At 63.2% G+C, this 19,702-nt stretch carries 20 protein-coding genes, 1 tRNA gene and 1 pseudogene; 8 read left to right on the forward strand and 14 right to left on the reverse strand.

Annotated elements, in window-relative coordinates; genetic code table 11:
- Positions 1 to 35 precede the first annotated feature (35 nt).
- The gene (locus tag SPHPHY_RS0115735; RefSeq protein ID WP_051148454.1) at positions 36 to 677 is read right to left on the reverse strand and encodes a hypothetical protein; all 642 of its coding nucleotides are present in this window, start codon (positions 675 to 677) and stop codon (positions 36 to 38) included.
- Between the two features lie 238 nt (positions 678 to 915).
- Here SPHPHY_RS0115735 and SPHPHY_RS0115740 point away from each other — a divergent pair, with 238 nt between their 5' ends.
- On the forward strand, positions 916 to 1,404 hold the full coding sequence (locus SPHPHY_RS0115740) for a hypothetical protein (RefSeq protein WP_022687648.1): 489 nt from the start codon (positions 916 to 918) through the stop codon (positions 1,402 to 1,404).
- Positions 1,405 to 1,721: 317 nt separating this feature from the next.
- Here the strand turns inward: SPHPHY_RS0115740 and SPHPHY_RS0115745 are convergent, their stop codons facing one another.
- The 3 genes from SPHPHY_RS0115745 to SPHPHY_RS0115750 form a co-directional block, all read right to left on the reverse strand.
- Entirely contained in the window at positions 1,722 to 2,498 is a 777-nt protein-coding gene (locus tag SPHPHY_RS0115745; protein ID WP_022687649.1) for a S1/P1 nuclease, read from the reverse strand.
- 175 nt (positions 2,499 to 2,673) lie between these two features.
- Positions 2,674 to 4,164 carry a recombinase family protein gene (locus SPHPHY_RS21520; RefSeq protein WP_196802178.1) on the reverse strand — a complete coding sequence of 497 codons (1,491 nt, stop codon included), beginning with the start codon at positions 4,162 to 4,164 and terminating at the stop codon, positions 2,674 to 2,676.
- A gap of 241 nt (positions 4,165 to 4,405) precedes the next feature.
- Entirely contained in the window at positions 4,406 to 5,233 is an 828-nt protein-coding gene (locus tag SPHPHY_RS0115750; protein ID WP_022687650.1) for a glycosyltransferase family 2 protein, read from the reverse strand.
- Between the two features lie 499 nt (positions 5,234 to 5,732).
- Between SPHPHY_RS0115750 and SPHPHY_RS0115755 the strand changes: the two genes are divergently transcribed.
- From SPHPHY_RS0115755 to SPHPHY_RS22580, 3 genes and pseudogenes are all read left to right on the forward strand, one after another.
- On the forward strand, positions 5,733 to 5,936 hold the full coding sequence (locus tag SPHPHY_RS0115755) for a hypothetical protein (RefSeq protein WP_022687651.1): 204 nt from the start codon (positions 5,733 to 5,735) through the stop codon (positions 5,934 to 5,936).
- Positions 5,937 to 5,945: 9 nt separating this feature from the next.
- Positions 5,946 to 6,419, forward strand: a complete 474-nt coding sequence (locus SPHPHY_RS0115760) for a hypothetical protein (protein ID WP_022687652.1) — start codon at positions 5,946 to 5,948, stop codon at positions 6,417 to 6,419.
- Between the two features lie 117 nt (positions 6,420 to 6,536).
- Positions 6,537 to 6,741, forward strand: a pseudogene (locus SPHPHY_RS22580) (IS5/IS1182 family transposase); the annotation flags it as partial.
- Between the two features lie 132 nt (positions 6,742 to 6,873).
- Here SPHPHY_RS22580 and SPHPHY_RS0115765 read toward each other — a convergent pair.
- The 3 genes from SPHPHY_RS0115765 to SPHPHY_RS0115770 form a co-directional block, all read right to left on the reverse strand.
- The gene (locus SPHPHY_RS0115765; protein WP_022687653.1) at positions 6,874 to 7,101 is read right to left on the reverse strand and encodes a DUF6471 domain-containing protein; all 228 of its coding nucleotides are present in this window, start codon (positions 7,099 to 7,101) and stop codon (positions 6,874 to 6,876) included.
- Positions 7,102 to 7,611: 510 nt separating this feature from the next.
- A complete protein-coding gene (locus tag SPHPHY_RS21530) occupies positions 7,612 to 8,208 on the reverse strand; it encodes a DUF4760 domain-containing protein (RefSeq protein ID WP_196802179.1) in 597 nt (198 codons plus the stop codon).
- 761 nt (positions 8,209 to 8,969) lie between these two features.
- Positions 8,970 to 9,046, reverse strand: a tRNA-Pro gene (locus SPHPHY_RS0115770).
- Positions 9,047 to 9,212: 166 nt separating this feature from the next.
- Between SPHPHY_RS0115770 and yajC the strand changes: the two genes are divergently transcribed.
- The 4 genes from yajC (at position 9,213) to SPHPHY_RS0115795 (ending at position 12,620) form a co-directional block, all read left to right on the forward strand.
- Positions 9,213 to 9,551: a preprotein translocase subunit YajC gene (gene yajC, locus SPHPHY_RS0115775; protein WP_022687654.1), complete on the forward strand. Its 339-nt coding sequence runs from the start codon at positions 9,213 to 9,215 to the stop codon at positions 9,549 to 9,551.
- Between the two features lies 1 nt (position 9,552).
- Complete coding sequence (secD, locus tag SPHPHY_RS0115780; RefSeq protein ID WP_022687655.1) at positions 9,553 to 11,154, forward strand: protein translocase subunit SecD; 1,602 nt, start codon at positions 9,553 to 9,555, stop codon at positions 11,152 to 11,154.
- Positions 11,155 to 11,242: 88 nt separating this feature from the next.
- Positions 11,243 to 12,214 (forward strand): protein translocase subunit SecF, encoded by a 972-nt coding sequence (secF, locus tag SPHPHY_RS0115790; RefSeq protein WP_022687657.1) that lies wholly within the window; start codon positions 11,243 to 11,245, stop codon positions 12,212 to 12,214.
- 19 nt (positions 12,215 to 12,233) lie between these two features.
- Positions 12,234 to 12,620, forward strand: coding sequence for an Mth938-like domain-containing protein (locus SPHPHY_RS0115795; protein WP_028056997.1), 387 nt, complete (start codon positions 12,234 to 12,236; stop codon positions 12,618 to 12,620).
- Positions 12,621 to 12,636: 16 nt separating this feature from the next.
- On the opposite strand, the gene SPHPHY_RS0115800 is transcribed toward SPHPHY_RS0115795, so the two are convergent.
- From SPHPHY_RS0115800 to SPHPHY_RS0115830, 7 genes are all read right to left on the reverse strand, one after another.
- The gene (locus tag SPHPHY_RS0115800) at positions 12,637 to 13,050 is read right to left on the reverse strand and encodes a DUF983 domain-containing protein (RefSeq protein ID WP_051148455.1); all 414 of its coding nucleotides are present in this window, start codon (positions 13,048 to 13,050) and stop codon (positions 12,637 to 12,639) included.
- Between the two features lie 44 nt (positions 13,051 to 13,094).
- Positions 13,095 to 13,391, reverse strand: coding sequence for a DUF1467 family protein (locus SPHPHY_RS0115805; protein ID WP_022687660.1), 297 nt, complete (start codon positions 13,389 to 13,391; stop codon positions 13,095 to 13,097).
- Between the two features lie 45 nt (positions 13,392 to 13,436).
- Complete coding sequence (locus SPHPHY_RS0115810) at positions 13,437 to 15,077, reverse strand: ribonuclease J (protein WP_022687661.1); 1,641 nt, start codon at positions 15,075 to 15,077, stop codon at positions 13,437 to 13,439.
- Between the two features lie 85 nt (positions 15,078 to 15,162).
- Positions 15,163 to 15,951 (reverse strand): type III pantothenate kinase, encoded by a 789-nt coding sequence (locus SPHPHY_RS0115815; protein WP_022687662.1) that lies wholly within the window; start codon positions 15,949 to 15,951, stop codon positions 15,163 to 15,165.
- A gap of 14 nt (positions 15,952 to 15,965) precedes the next feature.
- On the reverse strand, positions 15,966 to 16,667 hold the full coding sequence (locus tag SPHPHY_RS0115820; protein WP_419554974.1) for a biotin--[acetyl-CoA-carboxylase] ligase: 702 nt from the start codon (positions 16,665 to 16,667) through the stop codon (positions 15,966 to 15,968).
- A 22-nt stretch (positions 16,668 to 16,689) separates the two neighbouring features.
- Entirely contained in the window at positions 16,690 to 18,150 is a 1,461-nt protein-coding gene (nuoN, locus tag SPHPHY_RS0115825) for an NADH-quinone oxidoreductase subunit NuoN (RefSeq protein WP_022687664.1), read from the reverse strand.
- Positions 18,150 to 19,688 (reverse strand): NADH-quinone oxidoreductase subunit M, encoded by a 1,539-nt coding sequence (locus tag SPHPHY_RS0115830; RefSeq protein ID WP_022687665.1) that lies wholly within the window; start codon positions 19,686 to 19,688, stop codon positions 18,150 to 18,152. Before SPHPHY_RS0115830 ends, nuoN begins: the two co-directional genes overlap by 1 nt.
- Positions 19,689 to 19,702 lie beyond the last annotated feature (14 nt).

Genomic DNA, 19,702 nt, shown 5'->3' on the forward strand with positions numbered 1-19,702 from the left:
AAAGCTAGTCCATGCTACTCTGCCCCGGCGCACTATCACTTCGGGCTTAGGACACTAACCGGTGTCAGCGTCGGTGCTGTCGGAGACGCGGGCACAGCGGCTACCATCGCAGCGGCGGCACCTACCACCAACGGCTCGGGACCAGCCCCTGCCATCGCGAGCGGAACGTCCTCGTCAAGAAAACCCTTTACCACAGTGCCCGCAGGAACCGTCGCGCTAGTACCGGTTACGAAGAAGCCGGCTACCGGCAGAAGTACGGCAGCGCCAACGACGCCTGCGGTTCCTGCCGTGCCCTTGTCGTCGAAAGCCCCTGACAGCCTGATCTGCCGGCCGTTGACGGTGACGTAGAGAACGCGAGCACCAAGGTGCCCGGATTTACCCCACATGCCCTTGTTCTTGACGTCGGTGATCTCGCCAATTGCTGGACTTCCCACAGGGATTACCGTGACGCCTTGAACGATGACAGGCTCGGCGGTCTCCAGGTGAACACGCTGGCCGACGCGCAGCTTCTTGCCCTTCGTCGTCAACTCCTCGGAGAGCTTCAGAGGCACTTCCATGCCCGTGCGCAGCACGGCCGAATTGGTGATCGGCGCTGCTATCGGAGCGGTTGCCATCTGCGCGGTGACCGGCACGGCCAACAGCAGCGCGCCCGCAAGCGCGCCAACCTTCTTGATCATTCTGAACCCCCACATCAGCGAGTCCCCCGACTCGCTTCCTCGACCATGGCGCGTTCCCATCACGGCGCAACAAGCTAATGCAGATTGTAAAAAATGACGGCACAAGAGTGTTCCTTCGACAAGAACGTCCGCAGGTCCGATCACCGACGCGGGGACCTGCGACCTTTCATCCTGTTGATCTGATTGCCGCTCTTCATCTACGGGCACGCCGCCTCCATCTCGGAGGCGGGGGATAACAATGAAGGCATACGTTGCTGCGGCTCTGGCCGCGGTGTTGTCGTGCGCGACGACGCCTGCTGCTGCGCAGATCACGCTTGAAGGAAATGGCGCCCGTGCTGACGGCGAATGGGGCGGTGAGCTGGGGATCGGCTATGGCGTTGGCGCCGCTGGCTTCAAGGTTACGCCGATTGTCGGTGCCTTTGTCTACGCTGGCGATAACGACCGCTACTACGAGGACAACAATGGCGGGAACCCGCGCTGTCGGGATGGCGACACCGGACGGTATGCGAAGAGCAGCTATTGCGACAACACCGCGGTCAACATCTATGGCAAGGTTGAAGCGACGTACTCGATTCCGCTGATCGCAACGATTGGCGCTGGCGTCCGCTTCAGCGAGCGCGACACCACGCCGTACGGCACCGTCGCATTGCCAATCACGCCTGGGCTGAAGGTCAAAGGTAACATCGGCGATGGCTATTACGCGGTCGGTCTTCGGCTGGGCTTGTAACGAAATAGGGGCGGAACGATGAAGGTGGGATTGATGCTCGGCTGTGTCGCGCTGGTGGCAACAGGCTGTTTGAGCGAGCAGGCAGATGCGAAGCGTCGCTACGCTTTTTCGAGCGGGAAGAGCCGATCAGGTCGGGTCCGGGGCTATTCGGCATACGGCACACGCGGAACCACCGACGGGCGATGCCCGTGCAATGGTGGGGACGTCTGCGTCGGACCTCGTGGTGGCCGCTATTGCATCACTAGCGGCGGCAACAAGCGTTACGGCGTCTGAGTTATCCGGGCGCAGCGCTTATCAACCTGGCGTCGCCTTCGCGTTCACCGGAATAGGCTGTTGAGATAGGCGGCAAGCCGAACGCCGCCTTTTTCAAGCTGCAGCTCCATCCGCGGCGTGTTCTCGTAAACGTACCGGTAGCTCAGCGCCGTTTCACCAGCCGGCGGGTAGACCTGATCCCGCGCGTTCACACTGTCGGCCATCCAAACCTTCGGGTCAGCAGACGACCATGCCCTGAGATCGGCCGGCGAGATGCGCGCATTCAGCCACGACGCCATCTCGGAAAAAGACAGCTGCTCGTCGTCCACCAGCAGCGAGTCCCAAACACTGTGCAGGTTCGTCGGCTTGCCGAACCACGTCACCTTCAACTCGTTGCCGCCGCGATCTGCGCCATTGCCGTTGTTGAGCGGCTGAGCGAGATCGCCGCAGATGTGGATGATGAAGCGCAGCGCGACCCGCTTGTCTGCTAGCGATGCCTTACGATCGCGCAGCGTAGCGCTGAAACGGTCCAGTGCGGTGATCGCGTCGCCCTCCGCCGGGGCGCCTACTTGATCATAGGTCTTTCCGCCCGGGAGCGTCACATAGTGCCAAGCGCTCGCCGTCTTCTGCCAGAAGGGCGCTGGATCGGACTTCATGAAGTCGGGCCAGTTCGAGGCCTCTGCCATCGTCTCGGCGCCGAGGATCCGCTTCACAGCGGTGCGAGCTGCACCCGTCAGGTGGGCGTCGGCGATCTGCCCTACGACCCGATGACCGGTCTTGCCCCAGGCGAACGCGGGGGTAGGAACCAGAGCTAGTGCAGCGGCAGCAACAAGGATACGCATGGCACTCTCTCTGCCGGCTTAAGGTGGCGTTTTCGTGTCGCATAGTTCGGCGTTGTCGGCTCAAACGTCTGAAATAAGGCCGCAGATGAGCATATCGGGAGACACGCGGGATGTCCCGCGTCCGCATTAAGCTAGAGGGACCGGACCCACCCGTAGGCGCCAAGTGCCCATTCGACTACTGAGGTTCAATCAATAGCTCGCTGGCGGCACCACATCTAAACGCACATCTTCCAGTTTCCAAATCAAGCGTTGCATCACTAAAGATGCGCCTGAGCGAAGCATTCGTTAGCACCCGACCTGTAGCAGTTAACATCGCGGATTGCGCAGCAGTAAGAATAGTGGATAGGTCATTCACAAGATAGCGTCGACCACTTCGCGTGCGTAGGTAATCGGCGGCACTCGGCGGTAGCGCGTTCGCGATAGCTTCACAACTCGCCCTCGAACGTAGCAAGCGGTCATGTTTGATGACAAGGGCGCGGTTACCAAGGGGCCGGTGATGAACTCCGCGGGCGTTAACACCGCCTTTGAGATCCAGGGAGCGGACCCATACAATTCCTTCTGCTGCCCACGACGTAAGCTCGATAAGCGTCTGCTTTTCCAAAACGGCATAGGCGTACTCTGGCGCAGTGCATCCGTGCGCGATTGCGGCTGCAGCACAGATTAGAACCGCGTGCCCTCGTCCTCCTACGGTCCGATGGCGAATGTCGGCCCCGCAAGTGGCGCATCGTAGGAGGTTAGCGAAGATGTTGCCCTTCGCGGCGTTGCCACCTCGACGGCGTGTGCTTGATAGTGCCCACACACGTAAGAACGCCTCCGGTTCAATGATGCGCGGGAAGTAGCCTTCTAGAACCCCAATCGGGGTGCGGCACTCCGCGTTGCGCTCGTAGTTAGATACGTAAAGGGGCAGGATTCCAGTCACACGGCGGTTGTTAAGGATTGTGAATACCGCTGCCCGAGTCCAGGGTTTATCCACCCTCCAGCGCGGGACATCTTCGTGGTTTAATGTATTCGCGATGATTTCAGGTGTAGCCCCCGCCTCGGCGAGGCCAAAGATGTGTCGCAAAACCTCTACACGGTCGATAATAGGGAGAATCCTGCCCTTTTGGACCGAGAGCCAATCGGGCACTCTATCACTCATGACGGTAGTACGTGCAAAGTCGCGTTTGCGTACCCAGGCTTCACGAGCCCGCAGGGACTTGATCGCGCTCTCTTCATTCGCACGGATGAAGACAATGAGGGCATAGATCAACCCGAGTGGATCATCTGCCAGGCTTTTCTCTGAATAGAGCCGGTTGTCTGCTAACGACACTACGTTGATCCCAGCGATCACTAAATTCGTTAGGATCGCTTGTGCGCGAATGATGTTGTCACGGCTGAGCCGGTCTAGGCTCTCGATTAACAAGAAGCTGCCTTCGGCAATCCGTCCGACGCGCACCGCTTCTAGAAAAGAGGCCAACTCTCCATGCGCGGCGTTACGGCCGCGAAAGCCCGATACGCCTAAATCCCGGAACGTAAGCGCATCATCTAGTTGCAACCCATGCCGGTCAGCATACGCCTTTGCCAACGATGATTGCCTAGCCAGGCTGTCTCCACTTGCCTGGGATGAACTGCTGAAACGCTGATATGAGTACGCCTGAACCTGCGCAAAATCAAAGCGCTCACTCACTTCCGCTCTCCGCCAGTGCGTATTATTTGGAACAGCCGGCACTGCAATCGTGAGCGATATACAACATAATGGAGACGCGTGGAGTCTAATATTGCCGCGGCCGCGATCGGCATACATTAACTATCCGGGACTATCCTATATTCGGGGAAGTTATAACCTTAAAACATTTTCTTGCTGCTGATGGGCGGGTGGCGCGACCATCCGCGCCGACCTTTGGCAACTGTACTATCAATGATGGACGTTAGGCTCGCTCCTGGCCGGATGCTTCTGCTTCCAGAAGACGTCCGAACACCGGATGGGCTTGGACGCGCCGGGCATTCGCCAGCCCTGCCTCGCTGTCGTGGCTGAGCCTATTGGCTTCGGCAATGTGGTAGAAGGCGACCACGTCATCGATACGCACAAACCTGGCGCCTGCCGCGACAAGGCGCACGTAGAAGTCCCAGTCATTGCAGTTATGGTATGTAGGATCGAAGCCAGCGACGGAGAGAGCCGCCGAGCGTCGGACAATCGACCAGCTAGGCCCTACGGCGCCAGTGATCGCTAGAGCCGACAAGACATCACCGCCGCTCCATCCGCATTCAGGCTCACCCGAGGAGCCACAAGGCCAGATCCGGCGGAACTGACCCACCACAACGTCGGCCTTCGATGCAGGCGCTAGCATGGCTTTGGCTGCACCCGGCAACCACACGTCGTCGCTGTCGAGAAAGGCAACCCAGTCTCCACGCGTGAGCGCCAGTCCAGCGTTCCTGGCGGCTGAGGCGCCGACGTTTCGAGGCAGCAAGAGGGCCTTTACGGAGGCGTGACGATCCTCCAGCGCACGCACGATCTTGGCGGTTTGATCAGACGAACCATCATCTACCAGAATGATCCGAGCTGCGGCAGGGACTTGGCGAAGGACGCTATCTACTGCTTGCTCAACGGTACGCTCGCGATTGAAGCAAGGGATCACGACGTCGTAGGTCTCTCGCCTCACATCGTGAGACGGGCACATTCCGGTTTGTAGCATGCCCACCAGCATAGGTGGGCGGGCCGGCAAGGACAACAGCCGCTCTAGGAAGCGGCTTTGCACTCACCCATCCCATATCGGTGCCAGTATCGATCCCAGCGTGCAGCCGCGCCAGCCGCCACCGCCGCGCACGACAACGACCGTCCATCCGGCAGCGTACACCGAGCGACCACGCGCTTGTGGCTGGTGCCAATCGGCTGGCAGGTGAGCCGCTTGCCGAGCGTCAGCCGCTCCATGATTTGACGGCTTCGCTTCGCCGCAGGATCATCGCAGACATAGGCGCGCCGCTGCGATGCTGGCCGACGACACGGAGCCGCGTTCTCGAAGTCCGGCGCCTGTACACCAGCGATCCGGATCTTCACGCCCGACCTGCACCAAAGCGGTCCGTCACCATCATGGACCCGGACAACGTGGCAGACGAGCGGTGGCGGCGGAGCGGCAATCATGGCGGGCGTCATGTCAGCAGACCCATGTTCCCGCAATGTTCTTGCGAATCAGGGCGGCATCGGCGTAGCATGCGCCACCGCCGACCGACGGCGCACCGACATGAAGGAGCCTTGGCATGGAGCACGATCTCCTGCTGCGTGCGGCTGCGCGCGCGATCTACGACGCCTGCTATCCAAGCGACGATTGGGCGCCGGTCGGCTTCGACGAGGCCGAGCGATGCGGGACAGTTCATTACCGCCAGGCGGTCGACGCGGCGCTCCAGGCGCGGGCGGCACTGGCTGTCCGGGGCGAGCAGTTGTCATTGCCGGCGTTTGCGTAGCCTGCGGATGTGGTTGGTGATCCCAAGACCCTGTACGACCTGCGGAAGATAGAGGCCTCGCTCCGGGTCACGTGCCGCGTTTGCAGAACGGTAAAGGTCCACGATCTGGAGGCGGTGATCACATCACGCAGCTTCCACCGGCAGACGATGGACTGGCTCACCGCACGGCGGGATTTTGTATGCCAGCGGTGTGACGTAGGCGCCGGGCACGACGTGAGGGTCGACGCGTTACCGTTCGGCCGAGACGATCGTGAACTGCGCGAGCAGCGCGCCAAGACGTTGATGATGAACCTGGCGCTTCTGGTATTGAAGGACGTCGCTCAGCGCGCGGTGCGGGAGGACGTCTGCACGCCGCCGGTGCGCCTCGCTCTGCGTGTGCTGCGGCCCTGCCTCGCCAGCTCCGACCTGCTGACGACGTTCTGGACCGCGGCGCAGGAGAGCGTCGGCAAGCCGTGGGGCGGTGCACAGCAGGCGCACCGCTGACTTGTCGCCGAGCTGGTGAAGGGCGGACATACGGTGTGGGCCGAGTTTCGGTGATGTCTCCGACCCACGAGAACCCTCCTGTTTTAAAAACGTGAAGTTGAGGCTATGCAGGCCTGACTCGACCGCTGGCCCGATGCCATGCGCGTGCGACGACGAACGTTAGAGCACGTTTTTGGTACGCTGAAAGACTGGATGGGGCGAAGCCACACGAAGGCTCCGCAACGTCGCGACCGAGGCCAGCCTCCACATCTTCGCCTACAACATCAAGCGCGCCATCGCCCTCCTCGGCGTTCGAGGGCTCATCGCTGCGATGCAGAGCTGAACGAGAGGCTCTGCGCAGTCCCGATCCCGCCAATGCACCGCACGTTTTCACACAGCCTCCACCAAACTTGGACATAGAGGCGGAGGAGGTCCCCGGCTGGGTCGTGGTGACTGTGAGCACTAGGGCATATGGTCAGTCTTTCAAACGCAGAACTGATGTTCCGATAGCTTCCAAGCACTGAAACAAAAATACGGCCGTAAATTTTCCGCGGCTCAACTTGTTCCTGATGTTAGGCTCAGAATCTGGAACGCCTATCTCTGACAGCTTCCCAGCCAGCTGAGCGTAGGTCACGCCTTTGCGTTTCAGCTCAGCCTTGAGCATCGCGCTGACGCGCCGCTCCCATGCGATGTCTTCGTTCATACATGCAACCATACGCAATGCATTTGCAGTTGTATACAGTGCCTGAAAATGCCGCACTTGATGCATAAGCATGGGACGCAATGCCGTGCAGCACTTTCCTCGTCTCGCTCAAGCTCTCGAACGGAGATACACGGTCACACTGCGCAAGAACGATAAGCCAGATTACGAGTACTTTAGCGGTCCGCACACTGGTCAGGTAAACGGTGAGACAGCATGCACGAACCGCTATTTGTGCCACAAGTACGACACAGCCCAAGCACAGACCATTGATTAACTTCCGGCGCCTCTGAGCAGGCGTGGCGTAGTTCCAGTCCGTTCGCCTTGAGTCATGTCGGTATGCTCACCACGATGCACTCCAACGAAGACGTCGCCGAGTCGTAAACAGCGCTTAAAAGTAGGCTTTATGATTTGAAGGTTACCGCCGCGCCAACATCACGCAGGCAGCGATGCCAATGCGAGCCGACGCGATTTCAATAGCATCTCGTCGCTCGGCGAGACATTAGAGACTGGCTATCTTGCCTTCGCCGCCGCCCTTGCCCGATCGATTTTGTCATTTTGCTTCATTATTGCCCACCAAGCCATTTTGAAGGCACTAGGGGTGGATTCAGGATGCCCGCTCTTATCCCATTTACGATACAGGTTTGAACATTCCCAAAATATGGAAGGTTTATTAGCCTGCAGGCCACTTATAAATGCTTGGGCGCCTTCGTAATCGATCATGAACTGGTTATGATACCAGCGTTTATAAAATGCCTCGTCGAAGATGCCGCGCCTTATTCCAAGTGCCATAAGTTCATATACATTAAGCTGAGCTAAAACTGCGCGCCGCTCGGGCGAAATTACTGATGTTGTGAGCAGCAAAGATTCTATTTTAAATTCGTCTGCGGTGTTTTTATCTTTACTGAGAACGCTTTTAAACGTTGCATACTTCGCCTGCACACTATCATCCATGAGGGTCTTCATCACCATGTCAAGCGTAGCTCGACGGCGATTAGCGGCGCGGGTGTAACGAAGTACCGTCAAGGCAACCAATGCTGACAGTACGGCTGTTATAGCACCTGCCGCCGGTGCAGCTTCCTTCCACTCAATTAGTAATTCTTTTACCACCCTCATCCCCCATGAAAAAAGCGCCCCGGCCGAGAGGCCGAAGCGCTTTTCTAGGGGTTGGATTGGTTTGTGACTAGGGTCAGTCGGTCCAGCCCTCACGAGCGACCTTCACGCAGCGGGGGCCCTTACGACCGTTTGCACTACGCATCATATTCTCCTTGCCTTCCGAATATTGAGAGGCGCTAGCCTCCCAACTACTGTCCTACCTTAGATAGGCACGATTAACGAACAGTTAACCCTACGTACTGTATATCGTTACAAAGAGCAGAACCGTCGTTACATTTTCGAGCTTATCTAGAGTAGGTATGTGCGTCAACGCCGCAGAAAACGGGCAGTGCCACGCAGATACAAAAATCACGTTCGACAGCGGCAACGTACATATAGCCAGCGGCCGTCATCAAACCTCGGTACATGGAACCGATTTTCCAGCAACCTTATCAGACTGCGTTCCCTCGCGACCCGAACCGCTTGCCCTCGGCAGAGGAGGGCGGCCGACCCTCTGACTACCGCATCGAACACGCTACTTTCCAGGCGTACCATTGAGCGTGGTAGCATCAGCAATCAGTCTGACCACTACTGCCATCAGCTCTGCAGTCTCGCTTGCCGGATTGTCCGCAGGATATAAAGGGCGCCGCTGGTGATTCAACCGAGCTTCCACCATTCAGCGTACGGTGGCGACTCCGTGGCGATTCAATCTGCCCGAACTTTCGAGGTCGAGCGGCAAGGGAGAACCCAAACCACTTAAATTCAGCAACTTTTCTTGGTCGGGGCGACAGGATTCGAACCTGCGACCCCCACACCCCCAGTGTGATGCGCTACCAGGCTGCGCTACGCCCCGACCGAGGGGGCGCCTCTACGCCCGGTCGCGCGGCGATGCAAGCGTGTTGGCGGCGCGCCCGGATGGCCGCGGCGGCTCGCGTGTTGCGCGCGGCCCGTCGCGATGATAGCGGCAGCGACTTCGCGCGGCCGTATCCCGGCCGCCCAACGGTCATGCACGGAAACCGATGCTTATCTCTCCCGCTTATGCGCAGACCGCCAGTGGCGCCGCCCAGGGTGGCGGCCTTGCCGGCTTCATCAGCCTCGCGCCGCTGCTCCTCGTCTTCGTGGTCTTCTATTTCCTGATGATCCGCCCGCAGCAAAGCCGCATGAAGGCGCTGCAGGCCGCGGTCGCGGGCGTGAAGAAGGGCGATTCGGTCGTCACCGCCGGCGGGCTGGTCGGCAAGGTGACCAGGGTCGAGGACGCCTTCGTCGAGGTCGAAATCGCGCCGAACACGCGCGTCCGCGTGGTCAAGGCGACGCTGGCGGAAATCACGCCGCTCGGCGGCAAGCCGGCGAACGACTGACATGCTGGACTTTCCCCGCTGGAAGGTCGCCGGCATCTGGCTCCTGCTCGCCGTGCTGGTGTCGCTGTCGATCCCGACGTTCCTGCCCGAGCGCGTGACGAGCGGCTGGGGCTTCAACGTGCCGCGCGTCAACAAGGGACTCGATCTCGCCGGCGGCAGCTACCTGCTGCTGGAGGCTGACACCAACGACGTCGCCGCCGCGCGGGTCGATGCGATGCGCGAGCAGGTGCAGACCGAGATGCGTCGCCAGAACCCGCGCATCGAGATCGGCGAGATCTCCAGCCGCGGCGGACAATTGTCGTTCCTGCTGCGCGATCCCGGCCAGGTCGACGCCGCGCGCGAACGTCTGCTCCAGATCACCGGCACCGGCGCCGGAATGACCGGCCAGCGCCAGTGGGATATCCAGGTGGTCGACACCAGCCGCTTCGTGCTGACGCCGACCGTCGAGGGGCTCAAGCAGGCGGTCGAGACCGCGATGGGCGACGCGACCGAGGTCGTGCGTCGCCGCATCGACGAGATGGGCACGCGTGAGCCGACGATCGTCCGTCAGGGCAGCAACCGCATCGTCGTGCAGGTTCCGGGTCTCCAGAATCCGCAGGCATTGAAGGATCTGCTCGGCAAGACGGCCAAGCTCGAATTCAAGCTGGTCGACCTGAACGCCGATCCGCAGGCGCTGGCGAAGGGCCAGGCACCGGCCGGCGACCAGATCCTGCCCTATCCCAACAATCCCTCGGGCATCCCGCTGATCGCGGTGAAGCGTCAGGCGATCATCACCGGCGACATGCTGAGCGATGCGCGCCAGGAGTTCGAGCCGCAGACCAACGCGCCGCAGGTGGCGATCACCTTCGACAGCCAGGGCGGCCGCCGTTTCGCGCGCGCGACGCAGGAGAATGTCGGCAAGCCGTTTGCGATCGTCATCGACAACAGCGTCATCTCGGCGCCGAACATCAACGAGCCGATCATGGGCGGTCGCGCGTCGATCAGCGGCGGGTTCACCGTTGAAAGCGCCAACCAGCTCGCGATCGCGCTGCGTTCGGGAAAGCTGCCGGTCGACCTGAAGATCGTCGAGGAATCGACGGTCGGGCCGGATCTCGGCGCCGACTCGATCCGTGCCGGCGTCCTCGCCTCGGCGGTCGCGGTGGCGCTGGTCGTCGCGTTCATGCTGGTGACATATGGCCGGTTCGGCTTCTACGCCAACCTCGCCGTCATCATCAACGTGTTCGTGATCCTGGGCGTGATGGCGCTCATGAAGGGCACGTTGACGCTGCCCGGCATTGCGGGCTTCGTGCTCACGATCGGCACCGCGGTCGACGCCAACGTGCTCATCAACGAGCGCATCCGCGAGGAACGGCGGCGTGGCCGCAACATCGTGCAGGCGGTCGAGCTTGGTTACAAGGAAGCCAGCCGCACGATCTTCGAGGCGAACGTGACGCACGCGATCTCCGGCATCATCATGTTCGTGCTGGGGTCCGGCCCGGTGAAGGGCTTCGCGGTCGTGCTGCTGATCGGCATCGCCACCAGCGTGTTCACCGCGGTCACCTTCACGCGGATGCTGGTCGCCGGCTGGCTGCGTCGCGCCAAGCCGAAGACGATCAACATATGATCGCCGCCGCGCTCGTCACCCCGGCGCAGGCCGGGGTCTCCCCGACGGAGAAGGACCCCGGCGCACGCCGGGGTGACGGATACTCGCTATGAAATTGCTCAAGCTCGTCCCCGATGACACCAATATCGATTTCGTCCGCCTGCGCGGCTGGGCGTTTGGCCTGACGCTGTTGCTCAGCGTGCTCGCGGTCGGCCTTACATTCTACAAGGGGCTGAACTTCGGCGTGGATTTCGAAGGCGGCCTGATGATCGAGGAACGGTTCGCGCAAGCACCGGATCTCGGCCGCGTGCGCGAGGTCGTCGATGCGCAGGGCGTCGGCGAAGCCTCGCTCCAGCCGTTCGGCGACAAGCGCAACATCACCATCCGCCTTCCGGTCCAGCAGGGCGGCGACGAAGGCGCGACCAACGCCGCGGTCCGCAAGGTCGAAGGGGCGCTCGCCAAGGCATTCCCCGGCACCGAATTCCGCCGTTACTCGACCGTCTCGGGCAAGGTATCGGGCGAGTTGATCCGCAACGGTATCCTGGCGGTCGTGCTCGCGATCCTCGGCATCGGCCTGTTCGCGATCTTCCGCTTCGAATGGCAGTTCGGCGTGTCGACGATCGTCGCGATCGTCCACGATCTGCTGATGACGCTCGGCTTCTTCGCGCTGACGCAGTTCGAGTTCGACCTGAACATCGTCGCTGCGGTGCTGACGATCATCGGCTATTCGATCAACGACAAGATCGTGATCGATGATCGCATCCGCGAGAACATGCGCCGCTATCGCAAGATGGAGATGCGTGAGATCATCAACCTCTCCGTCAATGAAACCCTGCCGCGCACGGTGATGACGTCGGTGACGATCCTGCTCGCGCTCGGGGCGCTGCTGTTCCTCGGCGGGCACGTGCTGCGCGGCTTCACGGCCGCGATGACGCTCGGCATCGTCGTCGGAACCTATTCGTCGATCTACGTGTCGTCGTCGCTGCTCATCTCGCTCGGCCTGCGCGCCGAACCGGAGAACGAGAAGCCGGCACGCGGCCGCCCGAGCGACAACGCCGAGCGCGTCGGGCCGCGCGCCTGACGCCGCCGGAGCGCCACGCATGAGGATGGATCGCGAGCGCGACGCTGCCGGGCCGTTGGTGCGCGGTTTCGGCCCGGCCGGGTTCAAGGTCGACGCCCCCGACGGCACGATGGGCGTCTATCCGGCACTGCTGCTCACCGCGACGCGTGCCGATTCGTGGACGCCGCCGTCCCTCGAATCGCTCGATGAGGCGGCGCTGCTGCCGCTGCTTGGTGAGCCGATCGAGTTCGTGCTGCTCGGCACCGGCGCCACGCTGCGCCGGCCGCCGCGCACGCTGATCGCCGCGCTGGAGGCGCGTGGCATCGGTCTGGAGCCGATGGACAGCCGCGCCGCGGCACGCGCCTGGGGGGTGCTGCGGGCCGAAGCGCGCCGCGTCGCCGCCGCACTCTACCCGCTGGAGGTTTGAGCGCCCCGGCGGCGGCTCACTCGTCGCGGACCAGCCGTCCCTCGCGTGCCTTGAAGTAGAACTGGCTCGCCACCAGCCACCCCTTGATCGGGCGTAGCGGCAGTACCGTGCTGACCAGCAGCACCGGCAGGCTGACGACGACATGCACCCACCACGCCGGACTGGCGAGGATTTGCAGCATCAGCGTGAACACCACCCCCGGGATACACGCGAACAACTGCACGAACACCGCCGGCCCGTCGGCAGGATCGGCGTAGGAATAATCCAGCCCGCACACCGGACACTCGTCGCGGATCGTCAGGAAGCCTCGGAACAACGCACCCTTGCCGCACCGTGGGCAGCGCCCGCGCGCACCGGTGACGAGCGGCGACAGCCGCGGCCACGCATGGCCATTGGCGTCGGTCAGCCGCGGATCGGGAACGTCGGTCATCATCCTCCTGTGCGCTTCGGCTTGACGCGCCGCCACAACCCGCGTCAGTCGGCCACGTTGGCCGCTTCCATGGCGTTGCCGACGCCCATGACGTCGAGTGTCTGCACGGTCACCCAGCCGAATTCGTAATTGCCGACGAACAGGGCGAACAATGTCGTCGCGACGATCGTGGTGCGGATCAGCACACGCTTCAGCGAGAATTCGTGCGGCGCGCTCTCGGCGCTGCCGGGCAGGTGCGCCGCGCCCGCTTCCGCGGACGTGCGCACACCGAACGGCAGCACCAGGAATACCGAGAACGCCCAGAACAGGATGTAGATCGCCAGCAGCGAGGTCCAGCGCATGTCAGCGCCTTCCGCGCGCTACGGCGATCGACATCATGGTCGCGCTCAGACCTGCACGATCACGACGTCGATGATCGGCTTCTTGCCCGTCCAACGCGTCGCCACCTTGCGCACCGCCAGCCGCACGTCCTCGCGCAACCGCTCACGATCGCGCGGGCGACCGGCCATCGCCTCGGCGGCGGCTTCCGCTGCCTCGAGCAGGAACGGCTCGCGCTCCTCCTCCACCGGCACGCCCTGCACGCGCACTTCGGGCGTGCCGCCCGCGCGCCCGTTGCGGTCGACGGCGATCCCGACCGACACCTGTCCGTTCACCGCGATACGACGGCGCTCGTTGATCGTGCTGCCGTCGGCAGGGAGGATCACGTCGCCGTCCAGCACCAGCCGGCCGACCGCGACATTGCCGATCTTCTTCGGCGCGCCCGGCATCAGCCGCACCATGTCGCCGTCGGTCTGCACCAGCGCATTCTGGATACCCTGCGACAGGCCGTAGCGCGCATGCTCCATCAAATGGCGCATCTCACCGTGCACCGGCACAAGCGACGTCGGGCGGATCCAACCGTACATTTTTGCGAGTTCCGGGCGTCCCGGGTGTCCCGAAACGTGCACATGAGCCTGCTTTTCGGTCACCATCTCGACGCCTTTGGCCGCCAGCTGGTTCTGGATGCGACCGATCGCCACCTCGTTGCCCGGAATCTGCTTGGACGAGAAGATCACCATGTCGCCCATCTCGACCGCGATCGGGTGGCTGCCGGCTGCGATCCGCGCCAGCGCGGCGCGCTCCTCGCCCTGTCCACCGGTCGCGACGATCAGGACGCGGTTCTTCGGCAGCCGCATCGCCGCATCGACGTCGACGGTCTGCGGGAAGTTCTTGAGATAGCCCGTCGCTTGGGCAACCCGGATGATCCGGTCGAGCGAACGCCCGGTCACGCACAGCTTGCGCCCGGTCTCCTCGGCGACCTGCGCCAGCGTCTGGAGCCGGGCCGCGTTCGAGGCGAAGGTGGTCACGACCACGCGCCCACGTGCGCGCGCGACGCTCTTGGCCAGCCCTTCGCGGACGGTCGCCTCGCTACCCGATGCCTCGGCGTTGAAAACGTTGGTCGAATCACACACCAGCACATCGATGCCCTCGGCACCGATTTCCGCCAGTTCCTCCGGCGAGGACGGCTGGCCGATCACTGGCGTGGGGTCCAGCTTCCAGTCACCGGTATGGAACACCTTGCCCGCCGGGGTTGCGATCACCAGCGCGTTGGCCTCCGGAATCGAGTGCGACAGCGGCACGACCTCGACTTCGAACGGGCCGACCTTGAAGGACTTGCGCGCCTCGACCAGCCGGATCTTGACCCGATCCTCGATCCGCTCCTCCTCCAGCTTGCCGCGTACCAGCCCGGCCGTGAACGGCGTGGCGTAGATCGGCACACCCAGATCCTCGGCCAGGTAAGGCAACGCGCCGATGTGATCCTCGTGGCCGTGCGTCAGTACGATGCCGACCAGATCGTCGATCCGCTCCTCGATGAAGCGCAGATCCGGCAGGATCACGTCGATGCCGGGATAATGGGCGTCGGCGAATGTCACGCCACAATCGACCATCAGCCATTTGCCGGCGTGGCCGTACAGCGTCACGTTCATGCCGATCTCGCCCGACCCGCCTAGCGCGCAGAAGAGAAGCTCGTTGTTCTTCGGTGTCATTCGATTCCTTTGTGCGCCGGCACCGCGGCCCGTGCGCGATATGGCGACGGGCGTGGAGAAACGGACGTGCGCGCCGGCGGGGCGTTCATCCGTCGATATGGGCGCGTTCGTACATGATCGCCAGTCCCTGGATGGTCAGGTCCGGTTCGATCGCGTCGAAGGCGTTGGTATGTCGTTCGAAAAGCGTGGCGAGGCCACCTGTGGCGATCACCTTCACCGGGCGCGCGATCTCGCGCTTCATCCGCGTGACCAGCCCCTCGATCATCGCGATATAGCCCCAGTAGATACCGATGTTCATCTGATCGACGGTGTTGCGGCCGATCACGCTATCGGTCGCCGGCGCCTCGATCGCGATCCGCGGCAGTTTGGCGGCGGCCATCACCAGTGCGTCCAGCGACAGGTTGATCCCCGGCGCGATGATCCCGCCCTTATAGGCGCCATCGAAGTCCGAATGGTCGAACGTGGTGGCGGTGCCGAAGTCGATGACGATCAGGTCGCCGGCGTGTAACATGTGCGCCGCAATCGTATTGACCGCGCGGTCCGCCCCCAGGCTGCGCGGCTCGTCTACGTCGACCGACAATTGCCACTCGACCGGTGCGCGCCCGGCGATCAGCGCGTCGGTACGAAAATACTTGCTGGCGAGCACCTCGAGATTGTGGAGCGCGCGTGGAACCACCGTCGACACGATAACCGCGGTGACGTCGTCACGGGTATAGCCCTCGAGCGTCAGCAGCTGGCTGAGCCACACCGCATATTCGTCGGCGGTGCGACGCGGGTCGGTGGCGATCCGCCACCGCGCCCGGATGTTGCGCGTGCCCGGCTCCACCAGCGCGAAGACGATGTTGGTGTTGCCGGCATCGACCGCGAGCAGCATCGCCCCCTCCCCCCTCAAACCAGAAACACGTCGCCGGCATGGATGACATGCCGTGTGCCCTCCGCCAAGCCCAGCAGCAGCGCGCCGCCCGTGTCGAGCCCAAGAAAGCGGCCGTCGAGTTCGTCGCCGTCGGGCAGCCGGACGCGGAGCATCGTGCCAACCGGATGGGCGCGCTCCGCCCAGCGCGCCGCAACCGGGGCCATTCCGCGCGCGCGCCACTCGCCCAGCCACATGGCGAAGCGCGTCGCGACATCCTCGAACAGCGTCGCGGCATCGATCGTCGCGCCCGCCGCGTGCAGGCTGGTCGTCGCGCGATCGGCCAGCGCCGGATGATGCGCGACGTTGACCCCGATCCCCACGACGACATGTGTGCCGCCTCGCTCTAGCAGGATGCCGGAGAGCTTCGCGTCATCCAGCAACAAGTCGTTGGGCCATTTCAGCCGCAAGCCGCTGGGGCTGGCCAGGGCGGCGCGCACCGCCTCCTCCAGCGCGACGCCGGCCAGCAGCGCCAATCCGGCGGCCGGCGGATCCTCGGGGCCGATGCGGACGATCGTGCTCGCATACAGATTGCCGGGCGGCGATTGCCAAGGCCTCCCCTGTCGCCCACGCCCGGCGGTTTGCTGTTCGGCGCGCAGCCAGACGCCTTCGTCCACGGTCCCGGCACTCGCCAGTGCCAGAAGGTCGGCGTTGGTCGATCCCGTCGCGGGGACCGTCAGGAGGCGGGCCAGCGCCGCCGCCTCAGAAGAGGCTGGCGGCGGCGGCGAGCGTCCAGGCCGACAGCGCCGGGATCGCGAGATACCCAAGCGGCGACACGAACACGGCCGCGACGGCGATCAGCCCGCCTTCGAGCTTGTCACCGGGGCCAAACTCGGCGGCCGGCTCGTCGAAGTACATCGTCTTGATAAGGCGGAGATAATAATATGCGCCGATCACGCTGAACACGACACCGACCACCGCCAGAGGGAACAGTCCCGCCTGCACCGCGGCATAGAAGACCGCGAACTTCGCATAGAAGCCGAACAGCGGCGGGATGCCGGCCAGCGAGAACATGAAGATAGCGAGCGCCGCCGCCAGCCCCGGCCGGGTCCGCGACAGTCCAGCGAGGCTGGCAATCGTCTCGATCGGCTGCCCGTCTGCGGCGCGCATCTGCAGCACGACCAGAAAGCTGCCCAGCGTCATCGCCAGATAGATCGTCATATAGGTCATGACCGCAGCCACGCCCTCCGGCGTTCCCGCCGCCAGCCCGATCAGCGCGAAGCCGACGTTGTTGATCGACGAATAGGCGAGCAGCCGCTTGATGTTCTGTTGTCCGATCGCGGCGACCGCGCCGAGCAGGATCGAGGCGAGCGATGCGAAGATCACGATCTGCCGCCACTGCACCTCGGCCGGCCCCATCGCCTCGATCGCGACGCGAACGCTCAGCGCGATCGCAGCAACCTTCGGGGCGGACGCGAAGAACGCCGTCACCGGGGTCGGCGCGCCTTCGTAAACGTCCGGGGTCCACATATGGAACGGTACTGCCGAGATCTTGAAGGCGAGTCCGGCGAACACGAACACCAGCCCGAACAGCAGCCCCAGCGAGCGCGCGTCACCGGTCAGCGGCGTGGAGGCGAACGCGCCGGCAATCTCGTTGAACAGCGTCGAGCCGGTAAACCCGTAGACCAGACTGATCCCGTAGAGGAGAATGCCGCTGGCCAGCGCCCCGAGTACGAAATACTTGAGGCCTGCCTCAGCCGAACGCGCATCCTGCCGCATGAAGCTCGCCAGCACATAGGCGGCAAGGCTTTGCAGCTCCAACCCGACATAGAGCGTGAGCAGGTCGCCCGCCGACACCATCATGCCCATGCCGCATGCCGACAGCAGGATCAGCACGGGATATTCCGGACGCAGATCGGCGCCGGCGGTCCGACGGAAGAAGTCCGGCGCCATCACGATCGCAACGGCGGCGGCGATGTAGATCAGCACCTTGGCAAAGGCTGCGAACGCGTCGGCACGATACAGCCCGTAGAAAGCGTCCCCGCCTGACGACGCCGGACCGGTCAACGCGATCAGTGCGCCCCCCAGCACCGCAACCGCGGTCCACGACACGGCCTTGGTAGACGTTGGGCCGCCCCAGGCAGCGACCAGCATCAGCACGATCGCGCCGACCGCAAGCACCAGCTCGGGCAGCGTCATCGCGAGGTTGGCGGCGTAGTCCATCAGTGTGCGCTCCCGTGCGCGGAAGTTTCGGCATGCGCCGCCGGTACGATCCCCCGGCCCTTGGTGGGCCGCGAGTCACCGGCCGGCCGCGCGCGATCGATGCGAGCGAGCAGGATCTGGGTGTCCTTGCGCATCGGCGCCAGGAAGCTCTCCGGATAGATGCCCATCCACAGCACCGCCGCGGCGATCGGCACCAGCAGCCACAACTCGCGCGGGGTCAGGTCCGACATGGCGCGCACTTCGTCCGACTTGATCTCGCCGAACACGACGCGGCGATAGAGGTACAGCATGTACGCTGCACCAAGGATGATGCCCGTCGTGCACAGCAACGCGATCGTCGTCGAGACCTGGTACGTGCCCATGAGGCTCAGAAGCTCGCCGACGAAGTTGCTGGTCCCCGGCAGGCCGACCGAGGCCATCGTAAACAGCAGGAACAGGATCGCGTAGCGCGGCATGTTGATCGCAAGGCCGCCATACCGGCTGATCTCACGGGTGTGCAGGCGGTCGTAGATGACGCCGACGCACAGGAACAGCGCGCCCGATACCAGCCCGTGCCCCAGCATGACCATCATCGCGCCCTCGATCCCCTGCGCGTTGAACGCGAACAGGCCGATCGTGACGATCGCCATGTGCGCGACCGACGAATAGGCGATGAGCTTCTTCATGTCGGACTGCACCAGCGCGACGAGGCTGGTGTAGATCACCGCTACCGCACTGAGCCCGAAGACCAGCCACACGAGCTGGGCCGACGCCTCCGGAAACATCGGCAGGCTGAAGCGCAGGAAGCCGTAACCGCCCAGCTTCAGCAGCACGCCCGCCAGGATCACCGATCCCGCGGTCGGCGCCTGCACGTGCGCGTCCGGCAACCAGGTGTGGACTGGCCACATCGGCATCTTGACCGCGAACGATGCGAAGAACGCGAGCCACAGCCATGTCTGGACCTGCGCCGGGAAGTCGTAGTTCAGCAGCACCGGGATGCTCGTCGTATTTGCGGTGATGCTCATGTAAAGCATCGCGACGAACATCAGCAGCGAACCCAGCAACGTGTACAGGAAGAACTTGTACGACGCATAGATGCGGTTTGCTCCGCCCCATATCCCGATGATCAGGAACATCGGGATCAGGCCGGCTTCGAAGAAGATGTAGAATAGGAACAGGTCCTGCGCCGCGAAGGTGCCGATCATCAGCACTTCGGTGAACAGGAACGCCGACATATATTCCGGCACGCGCTTCTGCACCGCCTGCCAGCTGGCGCCGATGCAGATCGGCATCAGGAACACACTGAGCACGATCAGCAGCAACGCATAACCGTCGATGCCCAAGGCCCAGGCGAAGCGCCCGAACAACGGTGCACTCTCGACGAACTGCCACTGCGCGCCGCCGACGTCGAACGACGTCCAAAGCACGACACCCAGCGCCAGGTCAATCAAAGTAGCGGCCAGCGCCGTGACGCGCGCGGCGGGCGCGGAAAGGAAAAGACACGCGACGGCGGCGACCGCAGGCACCGCGAGCATCAGCGAAAGGATCGGGAACGACATCTTCCTTCTCCCCC

Source organism: Sphingomonas phyllosphaerae 5.2 (assembly GCF_000419605.1).
Taxonomy (GTDB): Bacteria; Pseudomonadota; Alphaproteobacteria; order Sphingomonadales; family Sphingomonadaceae; genus Sphingomonas; species Sphingomonas phyllosphaerae_B.